The organism is Pararhizobium sp. IMCC21322 (assembly GCF_030758295.1).
In the GTDB taxonomy this organism is placed as follows: Bacteria; Pseudomonadota; Alphaproteobacteria; order Rhizobiales.
Map to the genome: position 1 here is coordinate 1,962,724 of NZ_CP132335.1, position 24,720 is coordinate 1,987,443.

Here is a 24,720-nt window from a genome sequence, read left to right on the forward strand (position 1 = left end):
TGCGCGGGTTCTAGGAGAATTGCGCCGATGCGTCAAGCTGCAACGCAAGGCCAGCCGCGATTACTAGCTCCAGGGAGCTGAAGAGATTACGATATAGGAACCGAGCAAGAGCAGGGCGATGAAGAAGACACGGCGGAAATTGGATTCTGAGAGCGACTTCCGTATCCGCCGACCTATGACCATTCCAGCAAAAGCTGGCACACATGCCGCAACTGACAAAAATGCCAGCTCGCCGGTTAGAATACCATTGCCACCTAACACCACTGCCAATGCGAGGAGGGAAAGTGTGAACAAGATACCCATGGCCTGGATCAGTGCATCACGCTCCAGCCCGACGGCCTGCAGATAGATGACACCGGGAACGGCAGTTGTCCCGGTCATACCGGTCACCAATCCGTTTATGCCGCCAATCAAAGGACCAAGCCAGCGATCCTGCACGGGCGTTATGGTAACGCGCAGCCCCATCATATTGCTCAGTGCATAAATGATCAGAATGCATCCAAGAAAAGCTGACAAAAGCGGCAATTCAACCCGCGTCAGGCTGAGCGCACCCAACCAGACAGTCATTGTTGCCATCGTCAGATAAGGCCATATGCGCAGAACAGTGGATTTCAGATGGCCACCTACTGCGCCCTGCCAGGTATTCACGAAAAGCGCCGGCACGAGCAAAACCGCCATCGCATTTGGCAGCCCTATCAGAACGGTCAACAGCGCAACGCTGACAATCGGCAAAGCAAAGCCGATGATGCCCTTGACCACGCCGGCCAAAAGAAATGCGGCACCAATGGCTGCCAGTGTTGCAACGTCAAACATGAAGGCAGACAGGTTTCAATGCTGCCTCCTCTGGCATGGGTGGTTGAAAAGATTTGGATTCTTCGGCTCGCCGCTTATAAGCAGTTTTGATGTAAGATATTAATCCATGCAAGCCTGACACACGGTTCTGGCAGTATTGCACCAATCGGAAAATCGAAAGACAGTTCGCTATGGCCATCTCCCGCCAAAAAATCATTATTGATACAGATCCCGGCGTTGATGACGCCTTGGCGATCCACATGGCATTTGCTGACCCCCGATTGGATGTGGTGGGATTAACAACTGTTTTCGGAAATGTTCATACCTATCAGGCCACACGAAACGCACGCCATCTTGTAGAAATGGCAGGCCTTGCCGTACCGGTGGCCCATGGCGCGGAAAGGCCCTATCAACAGGCACAGCGTGATCCGGCACACTTCATTCATGGTGCTGAAGGCTTTGGTGATCTGCCCGCCCCAAACCCGCAAAGACCTGCTGATCCACGCAGCGCCGCGCAATTTATCTGCGATATGGCTGACGAGCACGGGGAAGATTTGATCCTGTGCCCGATTGGTCCGCTGACAAATCTGGCTCACGCTCTGGACCTAGATGCAAACCTGCAAAACAAAATCGGCGGAGTGGTTCTTATGGGCGGAGCCGTCAAGGTGCCCGGCAACGTCAACGCCTTTGCAGAGGCCAATATTCACAATGATCCCCATGCGGCTGAAAAGGTTTTCGCCGCAGGTTGGGATGTCAGGATTATTGGGCTGGACGTGACAGAACAGATTCTGTGCACTTCACAGCATCTGGAAGACATCGCACTTGGCGCTCCCGGAATTGGCGGCTTTTTGCGGGATGTATCGGCATTTTATGTCCGCTTCTATCTGGACAGCCGTTCTTTTGATGGTTGCTGCCTGCACGACCCGGCAGCTGTGATTGCCATAACGGACCCGGACTGGTTTTCCTATGAAACCGCCCCTGTCAAAGTGGTTCTGGATGGTGAAGGGCTGGGTGATACGCAAATTGTGGATGATGCAAGCCGCCCCAAAGTCCGTTTTGCAGTCGCTTGCAAGCAGGAAGAAATTCGCGATCACTTCATCGCAACCTTGAAAAGCACCGATCTGCGCCTTGCAGAACGCTGATCGGTCGCTGCCAATTCTCTAGCGTTTACAATCTGGCTGGCACGATAACAGTCGGTCTCTGCGGAAGGTTATTCACCGACAGGATGATGGTGTTTCCGGGCAGACGAATATTGTCAAAACTGTCGCCCAGCATGGCGATCAAGGTAGCGGGCGTTGCAAAGCCGCGTGCATGCATTGGCAGCACAACACTGGATCGCAGCCGTTTCACAATCTCGGCCATGCCAACAAGGCTTTGTGTCATGGCACCGTCAATTGGCACCATCACCACGTCCAACCGGCCAATATTGGCAAAATGGGAATCGGTCAATGCGTGATGCAGATGGCCCAGATGCCCGATGCACAGGCCAGCAACCTCAAAAATAAAGATCGAATTGGCGTCAGCCTCGCGAAAACCGCCTCGCACAATATCGGTCGTGACATTGCGCACCAGCATATCCTCGACCTGAATGAGGTGCTTTGCGGGCTCGGTGTCACCCCAGCCGGGCAGGGCATAGGCGATACGGCTATCCGGGTTTGCCGTATAGTGGCTCGAATGCGCCTTGTTCATGGTCACAATGGTCGGGATCAGATTCTGACCCTTATATTGGGCATAGCCAAAGTAATCAGTGGCGGCAGTTACCCCTTGCGAGCTTTCAATGATGTAGGTCGAGTGATCGAAAAACGTGATCCGCGCCTCAAAAAGAGTGAGGTCGCGATCAATATCTGTATCAATTTCAGAATTTGCGTTCCGGATCAAAGGCCCATGGCCCAAAGGCTGATCCAGATTGGTATAGTTTGCGCGCGTCACAGTCGGCATCCGATCCAGATTTTGCGCAATTGCAAGACAGGTACTGACGGGGGCTCTTTCAGACTGGACCAATTGAAGGCGTGGGGATGCGTAGCTTGGCAGCGTAAAAAGAGCAGAGGAGATGAAAAATGCTAGGAACACACGATATGCAAACATGCTGAATCCTCCATGATCTTTAAATATCTTAGGGTTTGCGCTGCACAATGCAACAATGATCGATCATTTTCTGGCTGTATAGTCGTGCTGTACAACCTTACAAATGAGCTGAGGCCTAGTATTTTAACACCCAGTCCGCCATATAGGCGGCAGTATTTGGACGTATGAAACGAAGACAAGCATGACCGATATCAGCTATTTCAAAATGAACGGCGCAGGCAACGAGATTGTCATGCTCGACCTGAGGGATCACCACGTGTTGGTGACGCCTGAGGCCGCACGCGCTATTGCAGCCAGAGAAGGTTCTTTTTTTGATCAGCTGATGGTTCTGTTGCCACCAAAATCCGATGGCACGGTGGCCTATGTCGAAATCTGGAACAATGACGGGTCTCGTTCCGGCGCCTGCGGCAACGGGACGCGCTGTATTGCTGGTATGGAGTTTGACCGTCTGGGTGTGAACGAAACGGTTTTTGAAACGGAAGCCGGATTGCTGCAGACAATTCGCAAGGGCGCTGAAATCAGCGTGGATATGGGTCAGCCGAAATTCGGTTGGGCGGACATTCCCTTGTCAACGCAAACAGAAGACACGACCGCCATTGAGCTGGTTTACGAGGGCCATGGTGTCCGGCTGAAAAATCCGTCTGTTGCGAATATGGGCAATCCCCATGCAATCTTCTGGGTGGATAATGTAGACGATTATGATCTGTCTCAGATCGGGCCAGAGCTGGAGCATCACAGCATGTTCCCCGAGAAAGCCAATATCTCTTTTGCGCAAGTGATTTCGCGTGACGAAATCCGTCTTCGGGTTTGGGAGCGTGGCGCAGGTGAAACCAAAGCCTGCGGGTCTGCAGCCTGTGCTGTTGCGGTCAGCGCTGCGCGCACCGGCAGGACCGGACGCATTGTCCGCATTGCTCTGCCAGGCGGAGTTTTGAGTCTTTCATGGCGCTCAGATGATCATGTGATCATGACTGGCCCGTGGGAACTGGAACATTCCGGTGTCCTGCCATCAACCATGTTTGCCGCAGCAATGCCGGCCAGTGATGTGGCGTAGCTGGATATGAGCAAAGCGCCAAACATAGATGTGCTGACCTTTGGCTGCCGGTTGAATACGGTTGAAAGTCAGGTCATGAAGCGTCAGGCCATCGCGGCAGGTCTGAATGATGCAATTCTGATCAATACCTGCGCGGTGACATCCGAAGCGGTCCGTCAGGCACGGCAGGCGATACGGCGCGCAAAGCGGGACAATCCGGACAAGACTGTGATCGTATCAGGCTGCGCGGCGCAAACGGACCCGGACATGTTTGCCAATATGGACGAGGTTTCACTGGTTCTTGGCAATGAAGAAAAGCTGGTGGCGGCAAGCTACCGGATGCTGCCGCAATTCGGCGTCAATGACACCGAGAAGACCCGCGTCAACGACATCATGTCGGTGCGCGAGACAGCGGCTCATCTGATTGAAGGGATTGAGGGAAGAACCCGCGCCTTTGTTCAGGTTCAGACCGGCTGCGACCACCGCTGTACGTTCTGTATTATTCCCTATGGTCGTGGCAATTCACGCTCCGTGCCAATGGGCGCAGTTGTCGATCAGGTGCGGCGTTTAACGGAAAATGGCTACCGCGAAGTGGTCATTACTGGCGTTGACATTACCTCCTATGGGGCCGATTTGCCGGGCGCGCCAAAGCTGGGTGCCTTGGTGCAGGCCGTTTTGAAACATGTGCCCGAACTGGAACGGCTGCGGCTCTCTTCCATCGATTCCATTGAGGTTGACCCTGAACTGATGACAGCAATTGCTGAAGAAGAACGCCTGATGCCGCATCTGCATTTGTCGCTTCAATCCGGCGACGACATGATTTTGAAGCGCATGAAGCGTCGGCATTTGCGTCAGGATACGATTGATTTTTGCCAGCAGGTGCGTGCGTTGCGCCCTGACATTGCCTTTGGCGCTGATATCATTGCCGGGTTCCCGACAGAAACCGAAGAGATGTTTGAAAACTCTCTCTCAATTGTGGATGCGTGTGATTTGACCCATCTGCATATCTTTCCGTTTTCGCCGCGACCAGGCACGCCAGCCGAACGCATGCCTCAGCTTGATCGCAGCTTGATCAAGCAGCGGGCAGGGCGTTTGCGGGAAAAGGGTGATGAAGCGCTGCAAAAGCATCTGAAAAGTGAAGTCGGCTCAACGCATCAGGTGTTGATTGAAAAGCCCGGTCTCGGGCGAACAGAGCAGTTTACGCAAGTGGAACTGGAAGGTGGAACCGCAGGTGACATCGTTCCTGTGCACATCAAGGATTGCTCCCATCGTCATCTCTTCGGCGAGGTGGTCTAGTGGCCGAGGGCGAGAAGAAGGGTTTTTTCCGCAGGCTTTTCGGGTCAAACGAACAGCAACCTGAAGAACCGCAGGTCGAATTGCCTGAAGCTGAAGACAAGCAGCCTGAGGACAATGCGCCTGAAGAAAACAGTCAAGAAGAAAACACTCCGACAGAGGCCAGTGAGCAGGCCCCGCCCGTTGAACAGACTGCACCCGTTGAGCAGACTGCGCCCGTTGAGCAAATTTTAGAAACAAACGCCCTTGCCATCGAGCAATATCCAATCGATTTCGTTCCAGAGCCAGAGCCAGAGCCAGAGCCAGAGCCAGAGCCAGAGCCAGAGCCAGAGCCAGAGCCAGAGCCAGAGCCAGAGCCAGAGCCAGAGCCAGAGCCAGAGCCAGAGCCAGAGCCAGAGCCAGAAGCCACACCTGAACCCAAAAAAAGCTGGTTTCAGCGGCTGACAACCGGCCTGTCTCGGTCTTCAACTTCGCTGACAACCGGCATCACCTCAATCTTCACCAAGCGCAAGCTTGATGACGATACGATTGAGGAGCTGGAAGATATTCTGATTCAGGCCGATCTCGGCATCGAAACCGCTATGGCAATTACGGAAAGCCTTGCCAAAGGTCGTTATGACAAGATGATCGAAGCGGAAGAGGTTAAGTCCATTCTGTCTGCGGAAGTCGAAAAGGTGCTGGACCCTGTTGCCCTGCCTTTGGTTTTGTCGGCATCCCACAAGCCGCAAGTCATTCTCATGGTCGGGGTCAACGGATCGGGCAAAACCACAACGATTGGCAAGCTGGCTGCAAAACTGCGTGCTGAAGGTAAAACTGTCATGCTGGCTGCGGGCGATACATTCCGGGCGGCTGCCATTGAGCAATTGAAAATCTGGGCCGAGCGCACCGGTGCATCAATTGTGACAAGGCCACAAGGGTCGGACGCTGCCGGTCTGGCTTTTGATGCCATGCAGGAAGCGAAAGAAGCAGGCACAGATGTGTTGATGATTGACACAGCGGGCCGACTGCAGAACCGTGTGGAATTGATGGCGGAACTTGAAAAAGTCATTCGCGTCATCAAAAAGCACGATGAAACGGCGCCCCATCACGTGCTGTTGACGCTGGATGCAACAACCGGCCAGAACGCTATGAACCAAGTTGAAGTGTTCGGAAAAACCGCAGGTGTGACCGGTCTTGTCATGACCAAGCTGGATGGCACAGCCCGTGGTGGCATATTGGTGGCCATTTCTGCCAGACACAAGATGCCTGTACACTTTATCGGTGTCGGTGAGGGCGTCGACGATCTTGAAAGCTTTGCGGCAAGCGACTTTGCCCGCGCAATTGCCGGAGTAACCTTATGACGAACCTGATTGAACGCGAACCAAATGATCCCAAACGCGCTGAAATTAATCCTCTGCTAAAACTGGCACTGGAACTGGGACCGCTGGCCATATTTTTCTTCGCCAATAGCCGGTTTGGAATTTTCACGGCAACGGCTGTTTTCATGGTAGCCATCACCATAGCGCTGGCGGCATCGTGGGCGTTAACACGCAAACTTGCCATCATGCCCCTCATCACAGGCATTGTTGTCTTGGTTTTCGGCGGATTGACGATTTATCTGCACAATGATCTGTTCATCAAGCTGAAGCCAACCATCGTGAATTGCCTGTTTGGCACCATTTTGTTGGGTGGCTTGTACTTTGGCAAATCGTTGCTCGGCTATGTGTTTGACAGTGTTTTCAAACTGACGGACGAAGGCTGGCGCCTGCTGACTTTCCGCTGGGGTGTCTTCTTTTTCGTCCTGGCTATAATCAATGAAATTGTCTGGCGCAATTTTTCCACCGACTTCTGGGTGTCCTTCAAACTCTTCGGCTTCATGCCAATCACGCTGGCATTCACCCTGTTTCAGATGCCGTTGATTACAAAACACAGCATTCCCGAGGAAGAAGACAGGGGCAGTTAATTTGAGGAGGGGGTGCGAGTGCGAACCGTACCAGACTAATGAGGCTCGTCAGCCCTATTTCGAAACCACCTTCAGCGGCTTTTCAAGAACCTTCAGGACCTGCTGCAATTCATGGCCGCGTTTCATAATGTGGCCGCTGGCAGCAACCACCTTGTACATGCCCTGCTTGCGGGTAAGTGCCGGGTCCTTTTCCACATAGAACATCGGCATTTCGCTCGACCGGCGGAAAATGGAAAACACGGCGCGGTCTTTCAGATGATCAATCGCATAGTCCCGCCATTCACCGCTGGCAACTTTAAAGCCGTAAATTCGTAAAATGGCATCCAACTCGGTCCGGTTGAACGTAACCTGTTTGTGATTTGCTTTGGCAGCGGATGCGGACTTGCCTGTTGGAAAGGAATGAATCTGAGCACTGGAAGCTGAATTTGCATATCTGCGATTCGTAGCGCTGGAGTTATCATTCATATCCGTCATAAAAATCCGCCCGAACTTTTTTGAATTTTGTCACAATAGGATGACGTGAAGTCTGAACCAATGCAAGCTTGGATTCCAGTGTGTTTCCCGCAGTTTAGCGCGTTTTTCACCAGAAAAACCACCTAAGATTGCACAATTTTTCATCACGCAATATTGCAAATAATCACAATTTTGCCCCCTTTCAGCCCTTCGTCAGCCATCTTGGATGATCATATTGGCTTTGTTGCCTCAGACAGCCCGGTTTGAAACAACCCCATTCTTTCAGCCCCCCAACCTGAGGGGTTACTTTCAAACCGGGCAATCTCAGACACATTGTTCAAGAAACTTCGGCTCCTTACGGAGCCTTTTTTGTGCCCGCAAATGAGCTCACCAAAGCTATTGCAGCGGCATGTTTATGAAGTTTGGCAATGCTTCGATCCGCGTTAACCAAACCGCTATTTGCGGATGATTCTCCAAAGAGAAGCCACCTTTGTCACAATCATGGGTATAAGCGTAAAGCGCGATATCCGCGATTGTCGGACTGTTGCCGGCAAGGAAGGCGGTTTTCTGCAGTTGGGCTTCCATCACATCAAGAGCAGCATAGCCCTTTTCAAGCAAAGCCTGTTTTGTGGCCTGGGTAACGCCATTTGCCCGTTCCGGATAGACCGCCATTGAACGTCTGGCAGCCAAAGAGGGTTCATGGCTGTATTGTTCGAAAAACATCCAGCTCAGCGTCTGGGCCCGTGTGAAGCGATCGTCCGGCAGAAAATCACTGCCGTCTGCGAGATAGACCAGTATGGCACCTGATTCCGGCAGGAACCGTCCATCTGCCAACTCCAGCAGCGGCAGCTTTCCAATCGGATTTTTCTTCAAATAGGTCCCGGAGCGTGTCGAGCCATCCAGCGCCGACATTTTGATTTGCTCCATCTCAATTTCCAGGAGAGCAGCAAGCAACTGTATTTTATACGAGTTCCCTGATCCCGGCATGGCGTATAATCGCAGCATTGCAGCACCTTTTTTCTCAAGACACGGTGTTTTGGGAGGATATTGCCTTTCTTGCCACCGTCACACCATCGCATTGTATTGATGATGCAATGAACAAAGCTGATGGCTTGATCGCTGACAACGTGATCTTATCTGTGTCAGAGTGACGCAATCAGGATCTCCAGATTCCCAGGAAAGGAACACAAAACATGTCTCTTGCAATTAACGATATCGCCCCGGATTTTGAGGCGGAAACGACAGAGGGCAAGATAAGCTTTCACAAGTGGATTGGTGATGGCTGGGCAGTGCTGTTTTCTCATCCCAAGGACTTTACGCCAGTCTGCACCACTGAATTGGGAACAATGGCACAATTGAAGCCCGAATTTGACAAGCGCGGAACCAAAATCATTGGTCTGAGTGTGGATCCTGTCGAGAACCATCATGAGTGGGCCAAGGACATTGCGGAAGTCATGGGCTCTGCGCCGAATTATCCAATGATCGGCGATACTGATCTGGCTGTTGCAAAACTGTACAGCATGTTGCCCGCAGAGACGGAAGGCGGGTCCGACGGCCGCACGGCTGCAACAAATGCAACGGTCCGCTCTGTCTTCATCATTGGGCCAGACAAGCGCATCAAACTGATGCTGACCTATCCGATGAGCACAGGCCGTAATTTCAATGAAATTCTGCGGGTCCTGGACAGCATGCAGCTCACGGCGAAAGAAAAACTGGCCACACCTGCAAACTGGACGCCCGGCGATGATGCCATCATTTTGCCGGCTGTTTCCAATGAGGATGCCAAAACCCTGTTCCCGCAAGGCTGGAAAGAGGCAAAGCCCTATCTGCGCTATGTGAACGTCGACAAAAGCTGATAGGCAGCAATGCAAAGGCCGGCGTAAAGTCGGCCTTTGCTTTATTGGGCCAGCACCTAGCTCGCCTGTGCAAAGGTCTGCTTGAATTTATCCCCCAGCAACACGTCAATCTCTCGCATTGCGGCCTCCGGGAGCGCTCCGAACTGCAAGGCGCCTGCGCTGTCTTCTACCTGCTTGGCTGAGCGAAAACCGGGAAGCGGAATTGTACGGTCACTGCGGCCCCAGATCCATCCAATGGCACCCTGTGTCAGACTGCGTCCGTCAATTGTCAGACAATCGCGCACTGAGTTGAACGTCTCCAGAAATTCAGGCACCACGGCACCATCTTTGAAGTAGGCCATCCAGTCCAGATTATTGCTGCGCACATCATTATCAGCCAAACGGGTTGTAGACGAAAACTTGCCGGTCAGCAGACCCATGGCAAGCGGGGAGCGAATAAGCGATATCAGCTCGTTATCAGCCACCACATCAAGCATGGCTTCTGCATCGCGAAACAGGTTCATGGCGTGTTGGACACAGCTGAAACCGTCCCGCAAACTTGGCGCCTTTTGTAATAGCTCGGTCACTGCTTTGGAGAAATCTGTACTCCAGCCGAATGACCGTATTTTCCCTCTCTGGCGACAGGATTGCAAAGTCTCAAAAATATCCGCTGCCAGTGAGATATTCGCATCATTGAGATGGAGTTGCACCAGATCAAGCCGGTCTCGCTGCAGTCGCGTCAGAGAAGCATCAATTGCGGGCTCAACTTCCGAAGCATCTGTGATTTCACCAAGCACTTGTTGACTGCTTTCGTCGAACAACACGCCGAGCTTTGTGGCGATCAGAACATCCGGTCTGTCCTTCAGCGCTTGACCCAAAATCCGCTCTGAATGTCCTGCGCCATACACATTGGCTGTGTCAAACAGACGTATACCATGGTCCAGACCTGCATGAATGGCGCGCATGGATTCAGCATCATCAACTCTGCCATATCCAAGCGGAGTATCCGCTTGCCCTGCCTCACCAGGCACATGAAAGGGGCCGCCAATAGCCCAACAGCCAAGGCCAAGGGCAGGTACATCGCCCAAACCGGCAATAGTGCGGTTGGTTAGTGTGCGGGTTTGTTTATCTGAATAGCTCATGTGATCTCCTCTTCCATCCAATAAAGATCACACATTGCAGGCTTTCAAAAGTGCACGTCGTTGCAATGCCCTTTTCATGAATGAAATGGGTGCAGTCCGCCCCTCTCATGCCGTTGAACCATAATCGCGCTGATGCGGCTGCGGAACGTGCTGAAAGCTGTACTCAAATACAAAAACGGAGCCCGTCTGAATGATCAGATCAGGCTCCGCCATATTGTTGTTTTCGGTTGATCAAGATAGGCGGATTATCCGCCTATCTTGATTGTTCCGACTAGTTGCTTGAGAGCAATGGTGTAATCCGGCGCACACTGACGCGACGGTTCTCCTGCTCTGCCAAGGGGGTCGGAATGCGCAAGTAACGCTCTCCATACCCAATCGCCACCAGACTCTCGGCTGGAATGTTGAAGTAATCCAGCAGAGCTTCCTTCACCGCCAAAGCACGTTCTTCTGACAAGCCATAATTGTAGGCATCGGAGCCGACAGCATCAGTATGTCCTTCAATCAGAAACACCTCACCCGGTTGCGAGTAGACGACTTCTTCAATGATCTCACCAATGGCATCAAGATTGGAAATCTCTTCTGCACGGATGAAAGCTTCGTTTGTGCCAAACCGGATTGTATCCAGTTCTATGCCCGGCATGATGTCACGCAGTTCCGGCCGTTGGCGGAATTCATTCAGCGAATATTGCTGTCTGATTTCCCGGCGTGGCGGTGCCAGAAGTTGCTGCTGGATGGTTTCATTGTCTTCCTCTGCAGCAACGATATCCAGATTGAAGCGAATACCGGACTGGCCCAACTCGATTGTGAAATCACGTGGCTGGCGGGCCTCGCGGCGCAAGTTACGACGACGGTCTTCGCGTGCCTGTAGCAGGCGTTCACGTTTCTCGGCGCGGTCACTCCGCAGCATCAGTTCAAGGTTGGCTCTTACAGCAGGACGGAGCCGTCCGTTCTCCAACAGGGAACCGGTCTGTTCAATGCGGCGATCCAACTGGCTATCATCCAGCCGACTGGACGGCCGCTGATCGGACAGCAACTCATTGCGTGCTTCCCGGTTTTCCAGAACTTGCTCGCGGACCTGGCGGTCTCTGGAACGGCCTTTTCGTTCTGCGACGCGGTTGCGCAAAGCATCCCGGTCCTCAGACAGACGTGCCAAAAGCCGCTGATTCAGGTTATCGCCCATGTTTTCAGCCTGCAAGGCATCACGGGTTCTTTGCACCCGGTCACGCAGCTCTGGCAGACCAAGTTGCGAAGCAGGACGTTGATCTTCCAGCAACTGACGGGCCACTTGATTGTCGGCCCGGCGATCTTGCCTGTTTTCCTGACGTTCATCTTGACGCGCTGCCCGACGCTCCGCCTGACGTTCTTCCCGACGCTCGGCTCTGCGTTCCTGACGGTTTTCGGTGCGTTCGGCCTGTCTGTCGTCGCGCCGCTCTTGTCGGTTTGCAAGTTTGCTTTCCAAAGCCGCACGATCTGCCTTAACACGATCATTCAGCGAACGCTTAAGGGCGCGCCGAATGTCATCGTTTTTCAGAATTTCTTCTGTATCGGCGATGCGATCGCGCAATTCAGCAACATTCAGATCCGCAGAGGCTCGGTCATCCTGAAGAGACTGGCGTGCATTGCGGTTTGGACGTGGTCGCTGATCAGATTGTTGTTGTTCGGCGGCACGCTTTGCTTCAGCTTCAGCAGCTGCCTGTTCCGCTGCTGCGCGGTCTGCAGCAGCCTTGTCAGAAGCTGCCTGTGCGGCTGCAGCTTTGTCAGCGGCAGCTCTTGCAGCAGCTGCTTCCTGTTGTTTGCGTTCCTCTTCTGCGGCAGCGTCCTGTGCTGCTTGGTCCTGAGCTGCTTGTTCTCTCGCAGCACGGCGTTCAGCGCGTCTGCGTTGACGGTCGTTTTGCTGCTCTGCTGCTGGCTCTTCTTCAGCGGCTTGAGGCTCTTCGGCCGGGGTTTCTGCGGCAGCTTCCTGTTGTGTGTCTTCCGCTTTGCCACGCTTGCGCATTTCCTGACGGTCAGCACGCAGCAGGTTCCGAAGCTTGATGCCGCCAACTTCAGAAACATTGTCATTCAGCAAACGTCTGTTCAACTGAATCCGTAAGGCAAGGTCTGAATCACTCAACTTACCCGGCGGTACTGAGACAAGCTGCTCCAGGGTTTCCCGGGCCAACCCTTCTTGTTGGGCAAATGAGGGGGTTCCAAACAGGCTTGCGCCAAGCACAAATGCTATGCCAGCATTTTTGAATATTTTGGTCGTTGATCTGGAACGTTCCATAGGGCGTCTCCTTTATTTACGCACGCTTGATGGGTCTCGGCTGAGACTCATATTGCGTGATATATGCAATGTCTTGTCTGAACTGAGTCTGAACGCAAAGAGAGATGGGATTGTGGCGCTGTATTAATAACAAAATAAAAAGCCGCCCGGTCTGCCATGAATGGGAAGAACGGACGGCTTAATTGTCAGGCATGAACCGGATGTATGTTAGCTTGCAGATGCCATACGCGATGCTTTTTTACGCTCGTGAGCCAAAAGCAGCCGTTTGCGCAAGCGAATGGATTTGGGCGTAACTTCCACCAGCTCGTCATCCTGAATATAGGACAGCGCCTTTTCCAGTGTCATCTTGGTTGGTGGTGTCAGCCGTACCGCATCATCCTTGCCGGATGAGCGCATATTGGTCAGCTGCTTGCCTTTCAGCACATTGACTTCAAGGTCATTGCCCTTGGTGTGTTCACCCACAATCATGCCTTCATAGACCCGATTGCCTGGCTCAATGATCATGGGACCACGGTCTTCCAGGTTCCACAAAGCAAACGCCACAGCCTCACCCTGACCATTGGAAATCAGCGCACCGGTGCGACGGCCGGGTATGCTGCCCTTGAATGGCGCATATTCATGGAACAGACGGTTCATAATACCGGTGCCGCGGGTATCAGACAGCAATTCTGGCTGATAACCAATCAGACCACGCGTTGGTGCATGCAGCACAATTCGCGTGCGGCCACCCGTTGAAGGACGCATTTCCACAAGCTCGGCACGCCGTTCAGACAATTTCTGTACAACGGTGCCCGAATGTTCGTCATCAACATCAATGATGACCTCTTCGATAGGCTCCAGCCGGTTGCCGTTTTCATCTTCCTGGAAAACCACGCGGGGCTTGCCTATGGAAAGTTCAAACCCTTCACGGCGCATGGTTTCAATCAGAACCGCCAATTGCAATTCGCCGCGGCCCGCCACTTCAAAACTGTCGCCATCAGTGCCAGGTGTTACCTGCAGCGCAACATTGCCTTCGGCTTCTTTCAAAAGACGATCGCGGATCACACGGCTTTGTACCTTGTCACCTTCAGTGCCGGCAATCGGCGCATCATTGATGCGGAATGTCATCGACAATGTTGGCGGATCAATTGGTTGAGCCTCAATCGGCTGATCCACGCTTGGGTCGACCAGCGTGTCTGCAACAGATGCGATTGTCAGTCCCGAAAGGGCCACGATATCGCCCGCAAAGGCTTCTTCAACCGGAATGCGCTCAAGACCGCGGAAGCCAAGCACACGAGTCACGCGCCCGGTCTCGACGACTGATCCATCACGAGCTAGCGCTTTAATGTTCTGATTGGGTTTAATGGACCCTGCACGAATACGGCCGGTCAGAATGCGCCCCAGATAAGGGTTGGCTTCAATGGTTGTTGCCAGCAGTTGGAAAGCACCTTCTTCGACAACAGGTTCAGGAACCTTTTCCATCACCAATTCAAGCAGTGGGTCGATGCTGTCTTTGGGGCCGTCGGCATCAGCGGCCATCCAGCCCTGTTTGGCAGAGCCGTAAAGGACCGAGAAGTCCAGCTGATCTTCATCGGCATCCAGACTTGCAAACAGGTCAAATACTTCATCCAGAACTTCATCCGGACGGGCGTCATGCTTGTCGATCTTGTTGATGACCACAATCGGCCGCAGGCCGATCTTCAGCGCTTTCGACAGTACAAATTTAGTCTGTGGCATTGGGCCTTCAGCTGCATCAACCAGCAAGATGGCACCGTCGACCATGTTCAGAATACGCTCAACTTCACCGCCGAAATCGGCGTGGCCTGGTGTATCAACAATGTTGATACGCGAGTCCTTCCAGTCCAGCGATGTGACCTTGGCAAGAATGGTAATGCCACGCTCGCGTTCCAGATCATTGGAATCCATCGCGCGCTCATCAACCTGCTGGTTATCGCGAAACGCGCCAGAGGCTTTGAGCAACACATCAATAAGGGTGGTCTTACCATGATCAACGTGCGCGATGATGGCGATATTTCGCAGGGACATTAGGAGGCTTTCAAACTTTGGAAAAATCAGACGCCACGTGTTGTCACGGTGCGCTGTTGCAGTGCGGGATATATCCCGCATAGTGCCCTTGTGCAATCCCTGTCTTGTCAGGGATTGCTTTCTTGGTGTCTTTTGCTGCTTCGCAACAGCGCAAAAATTGCTCTTAGCCGCGTTTTTTGCGGTTGGCCAGCGTTCTCAAACGCAATGCATTGAGGCGAATAAAGCCTGCAGCATCATTGTGATCATAAGCAACGGCGCCTTCTTCAAATGTCACCAGATCCTCATCATACAGCGAATAAGGCGATGCACGAGCAATGACATCCACATTGCCCTTATAGAGCTTCAACGTCACAGTTCCGGTGACATGCTCCTGACTTTTGTCAATCAGAGCCTGAATCATGTCGCGCTCAGGTGAGAACCAGAAGCCATTATAAATCAGTTCGGCGTATTTCGGCATCAACTCATCTTTGAGATGCGCCGCGCCCCGGTCCAGCGTGATGGATTCAATGCCCCGATGCGCTGTCAGCAATACTGTGCCGCCTGGCGTTTCGTAAATGCCGCGTGACTTCATGCCGATAAAGCGGTTTTCGACCAGATCAAGCCGGCCAATGCCATTGGAACCGCCCAGTTCATTGAGTTTGGTCAGTATGGTGGCCGGAGACATGTTTTCGCCATTGATGGAGACCGCGTCGCCTTTTTCAAATCCAACCTCGATGATGGTGGCTTTGTCCGGAGCATCCTCAGGCGATACAGTGCGCGAGTAAACATATTCCGGGGCGACTTCTGCGGGGTCTTCAAGAACCTTGCCTTCAGATGATGTGTGCAGCAGGTTTGCATCCACAGAAAACGGCGCTTCGCCGCGCTTGTCTTTCGCAATTGGGATCTGATTGGTTTCAGCAAATTCAATCAAACGTGTCCGCGAGGTCAAATCCCATTCCCGCCAGGGCGCAATCACTTTGATATCCGGGTTCAGGGCATAGGCTGCCAACTCGAACCGCACCTGATCATTTCCTTTTCCCGTGGCACCATGGGAGATCGCATCGGCACCGGTTTCTGCCGCAATCTCAATAAGTCGTTTGGAAATCAAGGGGCGCGCAATGGAGGTTCCGAGCAGATAGACTCCCTCATAAAGGGCATTGGCACGAAACATGGGGAAGACAAAATCCCGCACAAATTCTTCGCGCAGATCTTCGATGTAAATCTCTTTGATGCCCAGCATTTCCGCTTTTTTGCGCGCTGGCTCCAGCTCTTCGCCCTGGCCAAGATCAGCGGTAAACGTCACGACCTCGCACTGATAATTGGTCTGCAGCCATTTGAGGATGATGGATGTATCCAATCCACCGGAATAGGCCAGCACAACTTTTTTGATGTCGCCTGTCTGGGACATGCAGAACTCCTGAATTTCTGTGAACGCTATCGCGTTTGTGAATAACACCTATGGCCGTGATAGAAGCGGCCTGATCTTTGTCGCGCACTATAGAAATAAGAAGCGTGGGCGCAAGGAATTCTTCTTACACTGCGCCAAGAAACGCGTTAGCGTCGCGCGGATGTTTGAATGAGAGAACTCGGCAATGGTATTTTTACCGGACCTGTCAGTATTGGTCACATTTTCTGTTGCTGCCATTGCGCTGTCGCTGACACCGGGACCGGACATGACGCTGTTTCTAAGCAAGACCATCGTCCAGGGCCGCCTGGCTGGTTTTGCAGCCTTTTTTGGGGCCATAACCGGATTGCTGCTTCACACGCTGGCGGTTGCGCTGGGGCTGTCAGCGCTTTTGGTCGCGTCTGCAACAGCTTTCACAGTCCTGAAAGTCGTTGGATGTCTCTATTTGCTATGGCTTGCCTGGGACGCGCTGCGTAATGGCTCCTCTTTTGCGGTGGATCAGACAGCGCGGAAGAAAGAGACAATCAAATCAGTTTATCTCAAAGGATTGTGGATCAACCTTTTCAATCCAAAAATCATCGTGTTCTTTGTAACTTTCCTACCGCAATTCGTTAGTGTGAGTGATCCGTATGCGGTCTATAAACTGATCTCTCTTGGGGTGATTTTTGTGCTGATCGCCACGCCCATATGTGCAGCCTTGATCCTGTTCGCAGATCGAATCGCCGCACTTTTAAAACGCTCGCCCAAAGCAACGCGCCTTGTTGACTGGCTGTTTGCAGCCGTTCTTGGTGGTTTTGCCATCAAGCTTCTGCTGGCGCGTTCTACCTAATTCGCGATTCTTCGAGACCCGAATTCCGTCCAACCAGCAACCAATAGACCAGCCCGAAAGCACTGCCGCCTGCCAGATAGGCTGTGGTGCTTGCCTCAAAACCCTGCAAAGCGGGTAATTCAAACATGCCCTGATAAGAAAACACCGTTGGAAATTCCGGGAGTGTCCAGGACAGAATGTACCCGTTCAGGAGCCCTAAAACGACAAACCAGACAAAGGATCGGATTGTGAAAGCCTCAGCGATGATAATGCCAATCAGGCTGACAGGAAAGGAAACCGCGCCAAACGCCATCGCCACAAATACACTGCCCAAAATCAACTCAAACTGGGCTTCCTCCAGCACAAAACCGGTGTGTTGCCAGGCTGCGTAAATGGTCAACCCCGCAGCTGCGCAGCTGAAAATATAGGCGAAGGGCACGATAAAAATCAGGCGAAAAAGAGCCGACATGGGGTCTAGCCGTTGACGCTTTGCGCAGTTTCCAATGCTTCACGATCAGCCTTTTTCATCCGTTCGCTTTCCGACTTCAACTGACCGCAGGCGGCAAAGATGTCGCGTCCACGCGGTGTGCGGATAGGGGACGCATAGCCTGCGCGATTGACGATCTCGGCAAAGGTTTCAATCTGCTCCCAGTCTGAACATTCATAGGGCGAATTCGGCCATGGGTTGAATGGAATGAGGTTGAGCTTTGCCGGAATGCCCTTCAGCAGTTTAACCAGCTTGACGGCATCTTCCAGGCTGTCATTGATGCCTTTCAGCATGACATATTCAAAGGTGATACGTCTGGAATTGGACGCTCCGGGGTAGTTGCGACAGGCATCCAGCAGAGCTTCGAGATTCCATTTTTTATTGATGGGTACCAATTCGTCGCGCAGATCATCTCGCACAGCATGAAGAGAAATGGCAAGGCTCACGCCAATTTCGTCGCCGGTGCGCTGAATATTTGGCACATGCCCGGATGTGGACAATGTAATCCGCCGCTTGGACAGAGCAAGGCCCTCACCATCGGAGACAATCAGCAATGCCTGTTTGACATTCTCAAAATTATAAAGCGGTTCGCCCATCCCCATCATCACCACATTTGTCACAAGCCGCCCCTCGCTCGGGACGTAGGTGCCAGGTGGTGTTTCCTTGTCGGGAAAATCACCGAGACGTTCGCGGGCAACCAGCAGCTGCATCACAATTTCTTCGGGTGTCAGATTTCGCACCAGCCTTTGTGTGCCTGTGTGGCAGAAAGTGCAGGTTAAGGTACAGCCAACCTGTGACGATACGCATAAGGTGCCACGACCTTCTTCGGGAATATAAACTGTTTCAATATCCACCGGCGCGCCCGCACCGCGTGGTGGGAAGCGAAACAGCCATTTGCGGGTGCCATCGACAGAAATCTGCTCTTCAATAATTTCTGGTCGATCCAGCGAAAAGCGCTCGGCAAGATCACCGCGCAGTGCTTTCGACAGATTGGTCATATCGCTGAATTCAGACACGCCCCGCACATAGATCCAATACCAGATCTGCTGAACGCGCATCTTGGCCTGCCTCTCGGGAACGCCCGCTTCGATCAGTGCAGGGATCATCTCATCACGAGACAGGCCAACCAGATTTGGCTTTTCCGCAATCAGTTTTGGGAGTTCAGCAACCACAACAGCAGGCGCGTTGGTGTTTTTCGCTGCAATATCCAGAGAAACAGTCATTTTATGGGCCTCTTAAATGAGAGGCATTCCTTATCAGGTGTGCTCCGAAAGAAAAAGGGGCAAAGAAAAAGCGCCCAAGAAAAAGCAGCAAGGAAAAAAGACCAAAGAAAAAGGCGGGGACTGGCCCCGCCTTATTATCTCAAACGTCAGGTGGGGTGGATTAGCCGCCGCACACTTTGATAAGCTCATTGAGCGCGGCTGTAACGCCGAGCAATGAATATGTGTCTGTGGTCAGTGTACCTCTTGCAGAGGTTCCCTTGACGATCATGTTCGAACCGCTTCGCATGGATGCCACAAGGCGATCCTGTTCGGCCTGGTCGCGTATCCATGCGCCGTCATCCTGCGTGAACAGATTAAATGAGTCGGTGCCGATCTCAACTGTTGTCATCGAGCCTTCTTTATAAGGATAGCCGGTGATAACGCTGATCTCATTCCGCACGCCTTCGCCAGGGCGTTGGCTGACAAAGAAATAAATTTCATCTCTGTTGACGCCTGCTGGCTGAGTTTCCTTCGGCTGTGTGATTGCGTAGCAGACACGGCCATTGCTGGAATTGTAAGTATAAGCCGCCCAATCCCTGAATTGTCCAATTGGGGAAGGTGACTGTGCGAATGCGGTCGGAACCGCCATCAACGCTACCAGACCCGCTACAATCAGGGCTTTGAAATGTCTTTTAAATCCGGATGTCAATGTCATGGCTGCCATCATGATGAACTGTCGTGTCCTAAATTAAGTTTGTGTGTCTTTACGAAGCTTCTACGTCTATTTCACATCAAACGATCCGTTTCAGATTTTATCTAAATTAGACCTGATTCTTTGTTGTTTGCTCTTTTATCGCGATCTGTGGCTAATTGAAAGTGCAACGCCAATTGCGCGCTAACCAGCACAACGCTTCTAAACTGCCAGAATTATCCTTACCAAACCGTGAATATACCGCTAAAAATACATTCCGCAGCCACAATTCTGGGGGATGTGAACCACAGAAACGAACCTTGATCAGTCTTAAACCGCAATTTGTGACGAGAATATGTGTAAAGAGGGATACAGGCACAACAATTTGGCTGCGCTACATTAACACTTCCTAACCTATGCTTCGCTTGCAATAATGGCGCGAACATCGCATGCTTTTTCGGTCAGCCGATACAAAACCAGACCGTGTCTCGTGATGTGCGTGGCACATGTCAGGTGTCTGCAGTAATTGGGCACCATGAGTAAGAAGCAAGCGTCAACGATAAAAGACTGCGACAGAGTAGGGAATGGGCGGTTATGTCGGCTGAGACGGGCAGGAATCGTGTAGTGCAAAACGATGTGTGGCTTTTCTGCCGGGGCAATTTGACGCCCCTTGCCACAATGCCAATACTTGTAAGCGCGATGCCTGTAAGCGTGACGCCAATCTGTTTACGTCAAGCGGACATGCTCCAACAGGCAATGCTGATATGACGGACACCGATCAGCCAGACAAGTCTACCATCCCTGCCGCGCATGTAAGCGTTACCAGCCCGGATGCTGCCAGTCGTGCAAAAGCTTTTTCCCGCCTTGCCCGGCGCGTCGCTGAAACTCAGGACAAAGCTGCTTTTGAGGAAATATTTGACTATTTTGCGCCAAGATTGAAAGCCTATCTCTTGCGTCTTGGCGCGCAGGGCGGTCAGGCGGAAGAGTTGGTGCAAGAGGTCATGATCACCCTTTGGCAGAAGGCTCATCTGTTCGATTCATCCAAATCATCCCTCTCGACATGGTTGTTTCGGGTTGCAAGAAACCGGCACATTGATTCCCTGCGCCGCGAAAAACGTGGTGAACTGGATGAAGATGATCCGTATCTTCAGCCACAGGGAGAAGTGGATGCCGGAGAACAGATGGATGCGGACCGGCGCGATCAGCGTGTGCGCGAATGCCTTAAGGGATTGCCGGAGGAGCAACTTTCTCTGGTTCGCCTTGCGTTTTTCAAGGGTCTGAGCCACAGCCAGATCGCGGAAGAAGCCAATCTTCCGCTTGGCACTGTAAAGTCCCGCATTCGACTGGCGTTTTCAAGGTTACGCCGCAGCCTGGAAACTGAGCCGGGCATTGACCTTGAGTGACGCGCGCCGAAAAGACAACAAGTCTAAAGTCAGCCTGCGTCAGGTCTCATCATGATCCAGCAATGCTGTTCTGGCCTGTTCCCTATGCGTATCTTTGATGTGCGGGCCAACCAGCGCAAAAACGGCCAACAGCACTGACGCATCATCGGCAAATCCGACAAATGTCAGAACATCGGGAATGGCATCTATCGGCATCACGAAATAAGCAAGGGCACCAATAAGGGCCGCACGCACACGAAACGGTGTGGCTGAATCCATAGCGCAGTAATAGGCGGCAACAACATCTTCCATGAACGGTATGTGCCGCAGCGCTTTGCGCACTGTCGGCCAGAAGCGCTTTTTGACGCGGTTCTGCTGTCCTTCAAAACTGCCTTTGACATGCTCCCGCACTTTCTCAGGAAGGATGATCTCTCCGTCAAGGACGTCTTTGGATTCAGTGTCCGGATTGTCTCTCGACATGGCTATCCCCTCTATGACGCTGGTCAGCAACATTCACGCGTCAGCGATCTTATCCATGGCTTTGGCCAGTTTTATGTCAAGTTCGCTCAAGCCATCGCAATCATGCGTCGTCAGCGTCACATCGACAGTCTTATAGACATTCGACCACTCAGGGTGATGGTTCAGTTTTTCCGCAATCAGGGCGGACTGGCTTATGAAACCGAAAGCCTGAACAAAATCCTTGAAGACAAATTGTCTTGAAATCGCGTCCCGATCATCATCCAGGCTCCAATTGCCAAGTTCTGTCAATGCTGCGGCCCGGGCCGCATCCGTCAATTTTTCTGCCATTTGTTCTCTCTTAATTACCATCCATTGGTCTTCTATATAGGTGTCTGTAATGCAGGTTGAAGGTTTGAATGGCTTTGGCATATGGTAAAAGCAGATTGCTTTGAGCTGCGCATCTTGCCCGTAGCGGGATTCCTATCTATCACAAGCCCTGCAATGCAACCCACGCAGAACGGCCCCGATTTTGCTTCCCGAATTCATCTATTCACCGCCGCTGGATACCGGATTACAGGTGGTGCATCAAGATGATGATCTGCTGATTGTCGATAAGCCCTCAGGGCTGTTAAGCGTGCCGGGCAAGGCAAAACATCACGCAGATTGTCTTGAGGCGCGTGTGAAAACGGCATTCTCCAAAGCCCTGTTGATTCACCGGCTCGACCTGGACACATCGGGAATAATGGTCTTCGCCATGAACCGGGCGGCACAGCGACATCTCGGCTTGCAATTCGAGCGACGTCACATTGAAAAGCGTTATGTTGCGCGTGTTGCTGGCAGGCCGGTAACAGACATTGGCCAGATTGACCTGCCACTGATCTGTGACTGGCCAAACCGGCCGCTGCAAAAGGTGGATTGGGACGTTGGCAAGGCCGCGCAGACGCGGTTCGAAGTCCTGGCGCATGAAGAAAATGCCACGCGGCTGGCGCTTCATCCAAAGACTGGCCGCTCCCACCAACTCAGAGTCCATTGTCTGGCTATCGGACACCCAATTCTGGGCGATCCGTTTTATGCGCCGACGCATGTTTTGGCACAGGCTGATCGCCTGCAACTGCATGCCGAAAGCCTGTCATTGTTTCATCCCAGCGGCGGTGCGCGCCTCAGTTTTTCGGCTTCCGTGCCGTTTTGACGCCTAGCTTCAATGTTTTCCAGGCTTTAATGTTTTCCAGACTTCAATGTTTTAAAGCACGTTAATAAAAAATCATGCATTTGCCTCAATTTCTCCGTGCTGCAGCCGATTTTTCAATTCATCTTGGCTTCAAGTTGGAAAACCTTGAAGGGACCTGTCATGTCATCATCGCTACTCGCCATCGGCACGAGATTTGGTTTGAGTGAGGCTGGGTTTTTGTCATTGCTTCTGACAATTGCCTTTTGTTGCATGGCATTCGCTGTTGCTGCGCTGCTGCGACAAAGTTTCAAGGATCAGGAGCCGGAAGTTCTGCGTGTTCGGCGTAAACTTCGTGCCAAATTCAACGACTAGAACAAATTAAGCTCCGGACCTTGGCGATCTCCTATACACGCCCCATTTGAAGCTCATCTCATTTGTTTTACGGAGCTGATCATGGAACGTTACGGGAAATTGGCATTGGGTCTCATCTGTCTCTCTGTAGTGGGGGGGGCTTTTAAATCCGGCTGGACAGGCGAAGCGGCCGCAGCGACGACAGTCTTTGAAAAACAGGACCTTGCTCAATGGTCTGGAACGTTTTCGGCGGAAGATGCAGTCTTGGACGTCACCGCAATTGCTCTGGGCCTGGAAAATCCCTGGGGCATGAGTTTTTTGCCCAACGGAGCTGTTCTGGTAACTGAGCGCCCCGGTCGCTTGCGACTGGCTCAAGACGGCCAACTAGGCCCCGCTATCGATGGACTACCTGAACTTTATGATGGCGGGCAGGGTGGTTTGCTGGATGTCGCGCTTGATCCCAATTTTGCAGATAATCAACTGATTTACCTGTCGTTCTCAGAACCGGGTGAAGGTGGCGCCGGTACGGCCATTCTGCGCGCGCGCCTGAACAGGGATGGCCTTGAGGGCAGTCTTGATCAGCAAGAGGTGATATTCCGCCAGAATATCAAGTCCGGCGGCGGGCGTCATTTTGGCTCACGGCTGACATTCGCACCTGACGGCACCTTGTTTGCGACGATTGGAGAACGTGGCGACCCGGAAAGGGCGCAGGACCCGCAGGATCATGCCGGATCCGTCATCCGGATCAATTCTGATGGCTCCATCCCTGATGACAACCCATTTATCGGGGTAGCGAACACCCTTCCTGAATTGTGGTCGATTGGCCATCGCAACCCACAGGGTGCCGCCATTCATCCCGAAACAGATCAATACTGGACTGTCGAACATGGCGCACGTGGTGGTGACGAATTGAATCTTCCGATTGCTGGCAAAAACTATGGTTGGCCGGAAATCTCTTTCGGCCGTCACTATTCCGGTCTCAAAATCGGTCAGGGCAATGAGGGGGAAGGCTTTGAACAGCCCGTTCATTATTGGGACCCGTCAATCGCCCCGTCCGGACTTGTATTTTACGGATCGAACGGAGTGGAAAGCTGGAATGGCAATGCTTTTGTTGGCGCATTGAAGGATCAACTGATTGCACGGCTCAACGTCGATATCAGCGGTGCTTCGCCGCAAGTTGTTCATGAAGAGCAATGGGATATGTCAAAATGGGGCCGCATTCGCGACGTTGATGTTGATGCGGCGGGCAATATCTGGTTTCTGACGGATGAATTTGAGGGCGGTGTCTTTAAAATCACGCCGCAAGGTCAATAAGTTCCAGTCATCCATAAAAAGTCAGGCCTTGTCGGTGAAAATACTCCTTATGCTGTTGCTGCTGCTTGGCGTTGCCATGCTGGCATTCATGAATCTGGGCCCGGAAAAGTTATGGAATCGATTGCATCAGATTGAGCCTCTTGAGCTGTCAACCTGGCCCGGACGCGAAACCCCGAATTGGGCTTTGGCCTGCCCGGATACGCCCGATGGCAGCAGCTTTTGCAAGGGCGCTGAACGAACGCACACGAGCGCCACAGTCAAAGCAAGCACCACCGATTTATTGGACTGGTTCGTTACATATGTTGCTGGAGACGGCAAATCTGCGGCCAGCGTCGTGACCCGTGATGACGAACGGAAAAAGGCCCGTTTTCAAATTTTATCATCCGGCTTAAAATTTCCGGATATCGTTGATCTGGAAATTATAGATTTGGGAAATGGCACGGCAAGCGCGGCAATCTTGTCGCAAAGCCTGTTGGGCATCGAAGATTTTGGCGTCAACAGCGAGAGGGTAGATGCATGGCTGAAGGCTTATTCGGCTGAATTTCCTTCCAAATAAAGTGGTTATCAATTCAGTCCTTCGCTGGCATAATCCAGCGAATCAACAGGAGCCT

At 52.4% G+C, this 24,720-nt stretch carries 25 protein-coding genes; 12 read left to right on the top strand and 13 right to left on the bottom strand.

Annotation, left to right across the window (positions count from 1 at the left end; translation table 11 throughout):
- Positions 1-63 precede the first annotated feature (63 nt).
- Positions 64-813 carry a sulfite exporter TauE/SafE family protein gene (locus RAL91_RS09495; protein ID WP_306261701.1) on the bottom strand — a complete coding sequence of 250 codons (750 nt, stop codon included), beginning with the start codon at positions 811-813 and terminating at the stop codon, positions 64-66.
- Between the two features lie 170 nt (positions 814-983).
- On the opposite strand from RAL91_RS09495, the gene RAL91_RS09500 reads away from it, so the two are divergent.
- Positions 984-1,934 (top strand): nucleoside hydrolase, encoded by a 951-nt coding sequence (locus tag RAL91_RS09500; RefSeq protein WP_306261702.1) that lies wholly within the window; start codon positions 984-986, stop codon positions 1,932-1,934.
- Positions 1,935-1,959: 25 nt separating this feature from the next.
- Here RAL91_RS09500 and RAL91_RS09505 read toward each other — a convergent pair whose 3' ends face one another.
- Complete coding sequence (locus RAL91_RS09505) at positions 1,960-2,877, bottom strand: MBL fold metallo-hydrolase (protein ID WP_306261703.1); 918 nt, start codon at positions 2,875-2,877, stop codon at positions 1,960-1,962.
- Between the two features lie 181 nt (positions 2,878-3,058).
- Here RAL91_RS09505 and dapF point away from each other — a divergent pair, with 181 nt between their 5' ends.
- Genes dapF through RAL91_RS09525 form a run of 4 tightly spaced genes read left to right on the top strand, consistent with a single transcriptional unit; the run spans position 3,059 to position 7,142 of the window.
- Positions 3,059-3,928: a diaminopimelate epimerase gene (dapF, locus tag RAL91_RS09510; RefSeq protein ID WP_306261704.1), complete on the top strand. Its 870-nt coding sequence runs from the start codon at positions 3,059-3,061 to the stop codon at positions 3,926-3,928.
- A 6-nt stretch (positions 3,929-3,934) separates the two neighbouring features.
- Complete coding sequence (gene mtaB / locus RAL91_RS09515; protein ID WP_306261705.1) at positions 3,935-5,203, top strand: tRNA (N(6)-L-threonylcarbamoyladenosine(37)-C(2))-methylthiotransferase MtaB; 1,269 nt, start codon at positions 3,935-3,937, stop codon at positions 5,201-5,203.
- Positions 5,203-6,540 (top strand): signal recognition particle-docking protein FtsY, encoded by a 1,338-nt coding sequence (gene ftsY, locus RAL91_RS09520; RefSeq protein ID WP_306261706.1) that lies wholly within the window; start codon positions 5,203-5,205, stop codon positions 6,538-6,540. Before mtaB ends, ftsY begins: the two co-directional genes overlap by 1 nt.
- Entirely contained in the window at positions 6,537-7,142 is a 606-nt protein-coding gene (locus RAL91_RS09525) for a septation protein A (RefSeq protein ID WP_306261707.1), read from the top strand. Before ftsY ends, RAL91_RS09525 begins: the two co-directional genes overlap by 4 nt.
- A gap of 54 nt (positions 7,143-7,196) precedes the next feature.
- Here the strand turns inward: RAL91_RS09525 and RAL91_RS09530 are convergent, their stop codons facing one another.
- Both RAL91_RS09530 and RAL91_RS09535 read right to left on the bottom strand, forming a co-directional pair.
- Positions 7,197-7,616, bottom strand: a complete 420-nt coding sequence (locus RAL91_RS09530) for a DUF2794 domain-containing protein (protein WP_306261708.1) — start codon at positions 7,614-7,616, stop codon at positions 7,197-7,199.
- A 375-nt stretch (positions 7,617-7,991) separates the two neighbouring features.
- Positions 7,992-8,600, bottom strand: coding sequence for a glutathione S-transferase family protein (locus RAL91_RS09535; RefSeq protein ID WP_306261709.1), 609 nt, complete (start codon positions 8,598-8,600; stop codon positions 7,992-7,994).
- A gap of 188 nt (positions 8,601-8,788) precedes the next feature.
- Between RAL91_RS09535 and RAL91_RS09540 the strand changes: the two genes are divergently transcribed.
- Positions 8,789-9,451 (top strand): peroxiredoxin, encoded by a 663-nt coding sequence (locus tag RAL91_RS09540; RefSeq protein ID WP_306261710.1) that lies wholly within the window; start codon positions 8,789-8,791, stop codon positions 9,449-9,451.
- Between the two features lie 56 nt (positions 9,452-9,507).
- Here the strand turns inward: RAL91_RS09540 and RAL91_RS09545 are convergent, their stop codons facing one another.
- From RAL91_RS09545 to RAL91_RS09560, 4 genes are all read right to left on the bottom strand, one after another.
- Positions 9,508-10,572 carry an aldo/keto reductase gene (locus tag RAL91_RS09545; protein ID WP_306261711.1) on the bottom strand — a complete coding sequence of 355 codons (1,065 nt, stop codon included), beginning with the start codon at positions 10,570-10,572 and terminating at the stop codon, positions 9,508-9,510.
- A 271-nt stretch (positions 10,573-10,843) separates the two neighbouring features.
- Positions 10,844-12,838, bottom strand: coding sequence for an OmpA family protein (locus tag RAL91_RS09550; RefSeq protein WP_306261712.1), 1,995 nt, complete (start codon positions 12,836-12,838; stop codon positions 10,844-10,846).
- 207 nt (positions 12,839-13,045) lie between these two features.
- Complete coding sequence (typA, locus tag RAL91_RS09555; protein ID WP_306261713.1) at positions 13,046-14,863, bottom strand: translational GTPase TypA; 1,818 nt, start codon at positions 14,861-14,863, stop codon at positions 13,046-13,048.
- 163 nt (positions 14,864-15,026) lie between these two features.
- The gene (locus tag RAL91_RS09560; RefSeq protein WP_306261714.1) at positions 15,027-16,250 is read right to left on the bottom strand and encodes an argininosuccinate synthase; all 1,224 of its coding nucleotides are present in this window, start codon (positions 16,248-16,250) and stop codon (positions 15,027-15,029) included.
- A 184-nt stretch (positions 16,251-16,434) separates the two neighbouring features.
- On the opposite strand from RAL91_RS09560, the gene RAL91_RS09565 reads away from it, so the two are divergent.
- Positions 16,435-17,076: a LysE family translocator gene (locus RAL91_RS09565; RefSeq protein ID WP_306261715.1), complete on the top strand. Its 642-nt coding sequence runs from the start codon at positions 16,435-16,437 to the stop codon at positions 17,074-17,076.
- On the opposite strand, the gene RAL91_RS09570 is transcribed toward RAL91_RS09565, so the two are convergent.
- From RAL91_RS09570 to RAL91_RS09580, 3 genes are all read right to left on the bottom strand, one after another.
- The gene (locus RAL91_RS09570; RefSeq protein ID WP_306261716.1) at positions 17,069-17,524 is read right to left on the bottom strand and encodes a hypothetical protein; all 456 of its coding nucleotides are present in this window, start codon (positions 17,522-17,524) and stop codon (positions 17,069-17,071) included. The two genes, RAL91_RS09565 and RAL91_RS09570, sit on opposite strands and share 8 nt — an antisense overlap.
- Positions 17,525-17,529: 5 nt before the next feature.
- Entirely contained in the window at positions 17,530-18,765 is a 1,236-nt protein-coding gene (rlmN, locus tag RAL91_RS09575; protein ID WP_306261717.1) for a 23S rRNA (adenine(2503)-C(2))-methyltransferase RlmN, read from the bottom strand.
- Positions 18,766-18,925: 160 nt separating this feature from the next.
- Entirely contained in the window at positions 18,926-19,459 is a 534-nt protein-coding gene (locus RAL91_RS09580) for an invasion associated locus B family protein (protein WP_306261718.1), read from the bottom strand.
- Positions 19,460-20,199: 740 nt separating this feature from the next.
- Between RAL91_RS09580 and RAL91_RS09585 the strand changes: the two genes are divergently transcribed.
- Positions 20,200-20,838 carry a sigma-70 family RNA polymerase sigma factor gene (locus RAL91_RS09585; RefSeq protein ID WP_306261719.1) on the top strand — a complete coding sequence of 213 codons (639 nt, stop codon included), beginning with the start codon at positions 20,200-20,202 and terminating at the stop codon, positions 20,836-20,838.
- 39 nt (positions 20,839-20,877) lie between these two features.
- Here the strand turns inward: RAL91_RS09585 and RAL91_RS09590 are convergent, their stop codons facing one another.
- Positions 20,878-21,297, bottom strand: a complete 420-nt coding sequence (locus RAL91_RS09590) for a YkvA family protein (RefSeq protein WP_306261720.1) — start codon at positions 21,295-21,297, stop codon at positions 20,878-20,880.
- Positions 21,298-21,330: 33 nt separating this feature from the next.
- A complete protein-coding gene (locus tag RAL91_RS09595) occupies positions 21,331-21,624 on the bottom strand; it encodes a 4a-hydroxytetrahydrobiopterin dehydratase (protein ID WP_306261721.1) in 294 nt (97 codons plus the stop codon).
- 181 nt (positions 21,625-21,805) lie between these two features.
- On the opposite strand from RAL91_RS09595, the gene RAL91_RS09600 reads away from it, so the two are divergent.
- The 4 genes from RAL91_RS09600 (at position 21,806) to RAL91_RS09615 (ending at position 24,665) form a co-directional block, all read left to right on the top strand.
- A complete protein-coding gene (locus tag RAL91_RS09600; RefSeq protein ID WP_306261722.1) occupies positions 21,806-22,465 on the top strand; it encodes an RluA family pseudouridine synthase in 660 nt (219 codons plus the stop codon).
- Between the two features lie 159 nt (positions 22,466-22,624).
- Entirely contained in the window at positions 22,625-22,816 is a 192-nt protein-coding gene (locus RAL91_RS09605; protein WP_306261724.1) for a hypothetical protein, read from the top strand.
- 81 nt (positions 22,817-22,897) lie between these two features.
- A complete protein-coding gene (locus RAL91_RS09610) occupies positions 22,898-24,109 on the top strand; it encodes a PQQ-dependent sugar dehydrogenase (RefSeq protein WP_306261726.1) in 1,212 nt (403 codons plus the stop codon).
- A gap of 34 nt (positions 24,110-24,143) precedes the next feature.
- Positions 24,144-24,665 carry a hypothetical protein gene (locus RAL91_RS09615; protein WP_306261728.1) on the top strand — a complete coding sequence of 174 codons (522 nt, stop codon included), beginning with the start codon at positions 24,144-24,146 and terminating at the stop codon, positions 24,663-24,665.
- The last annotated feature ends 55 nt before the right edge of the window (positions 24,666-24,720 follow it).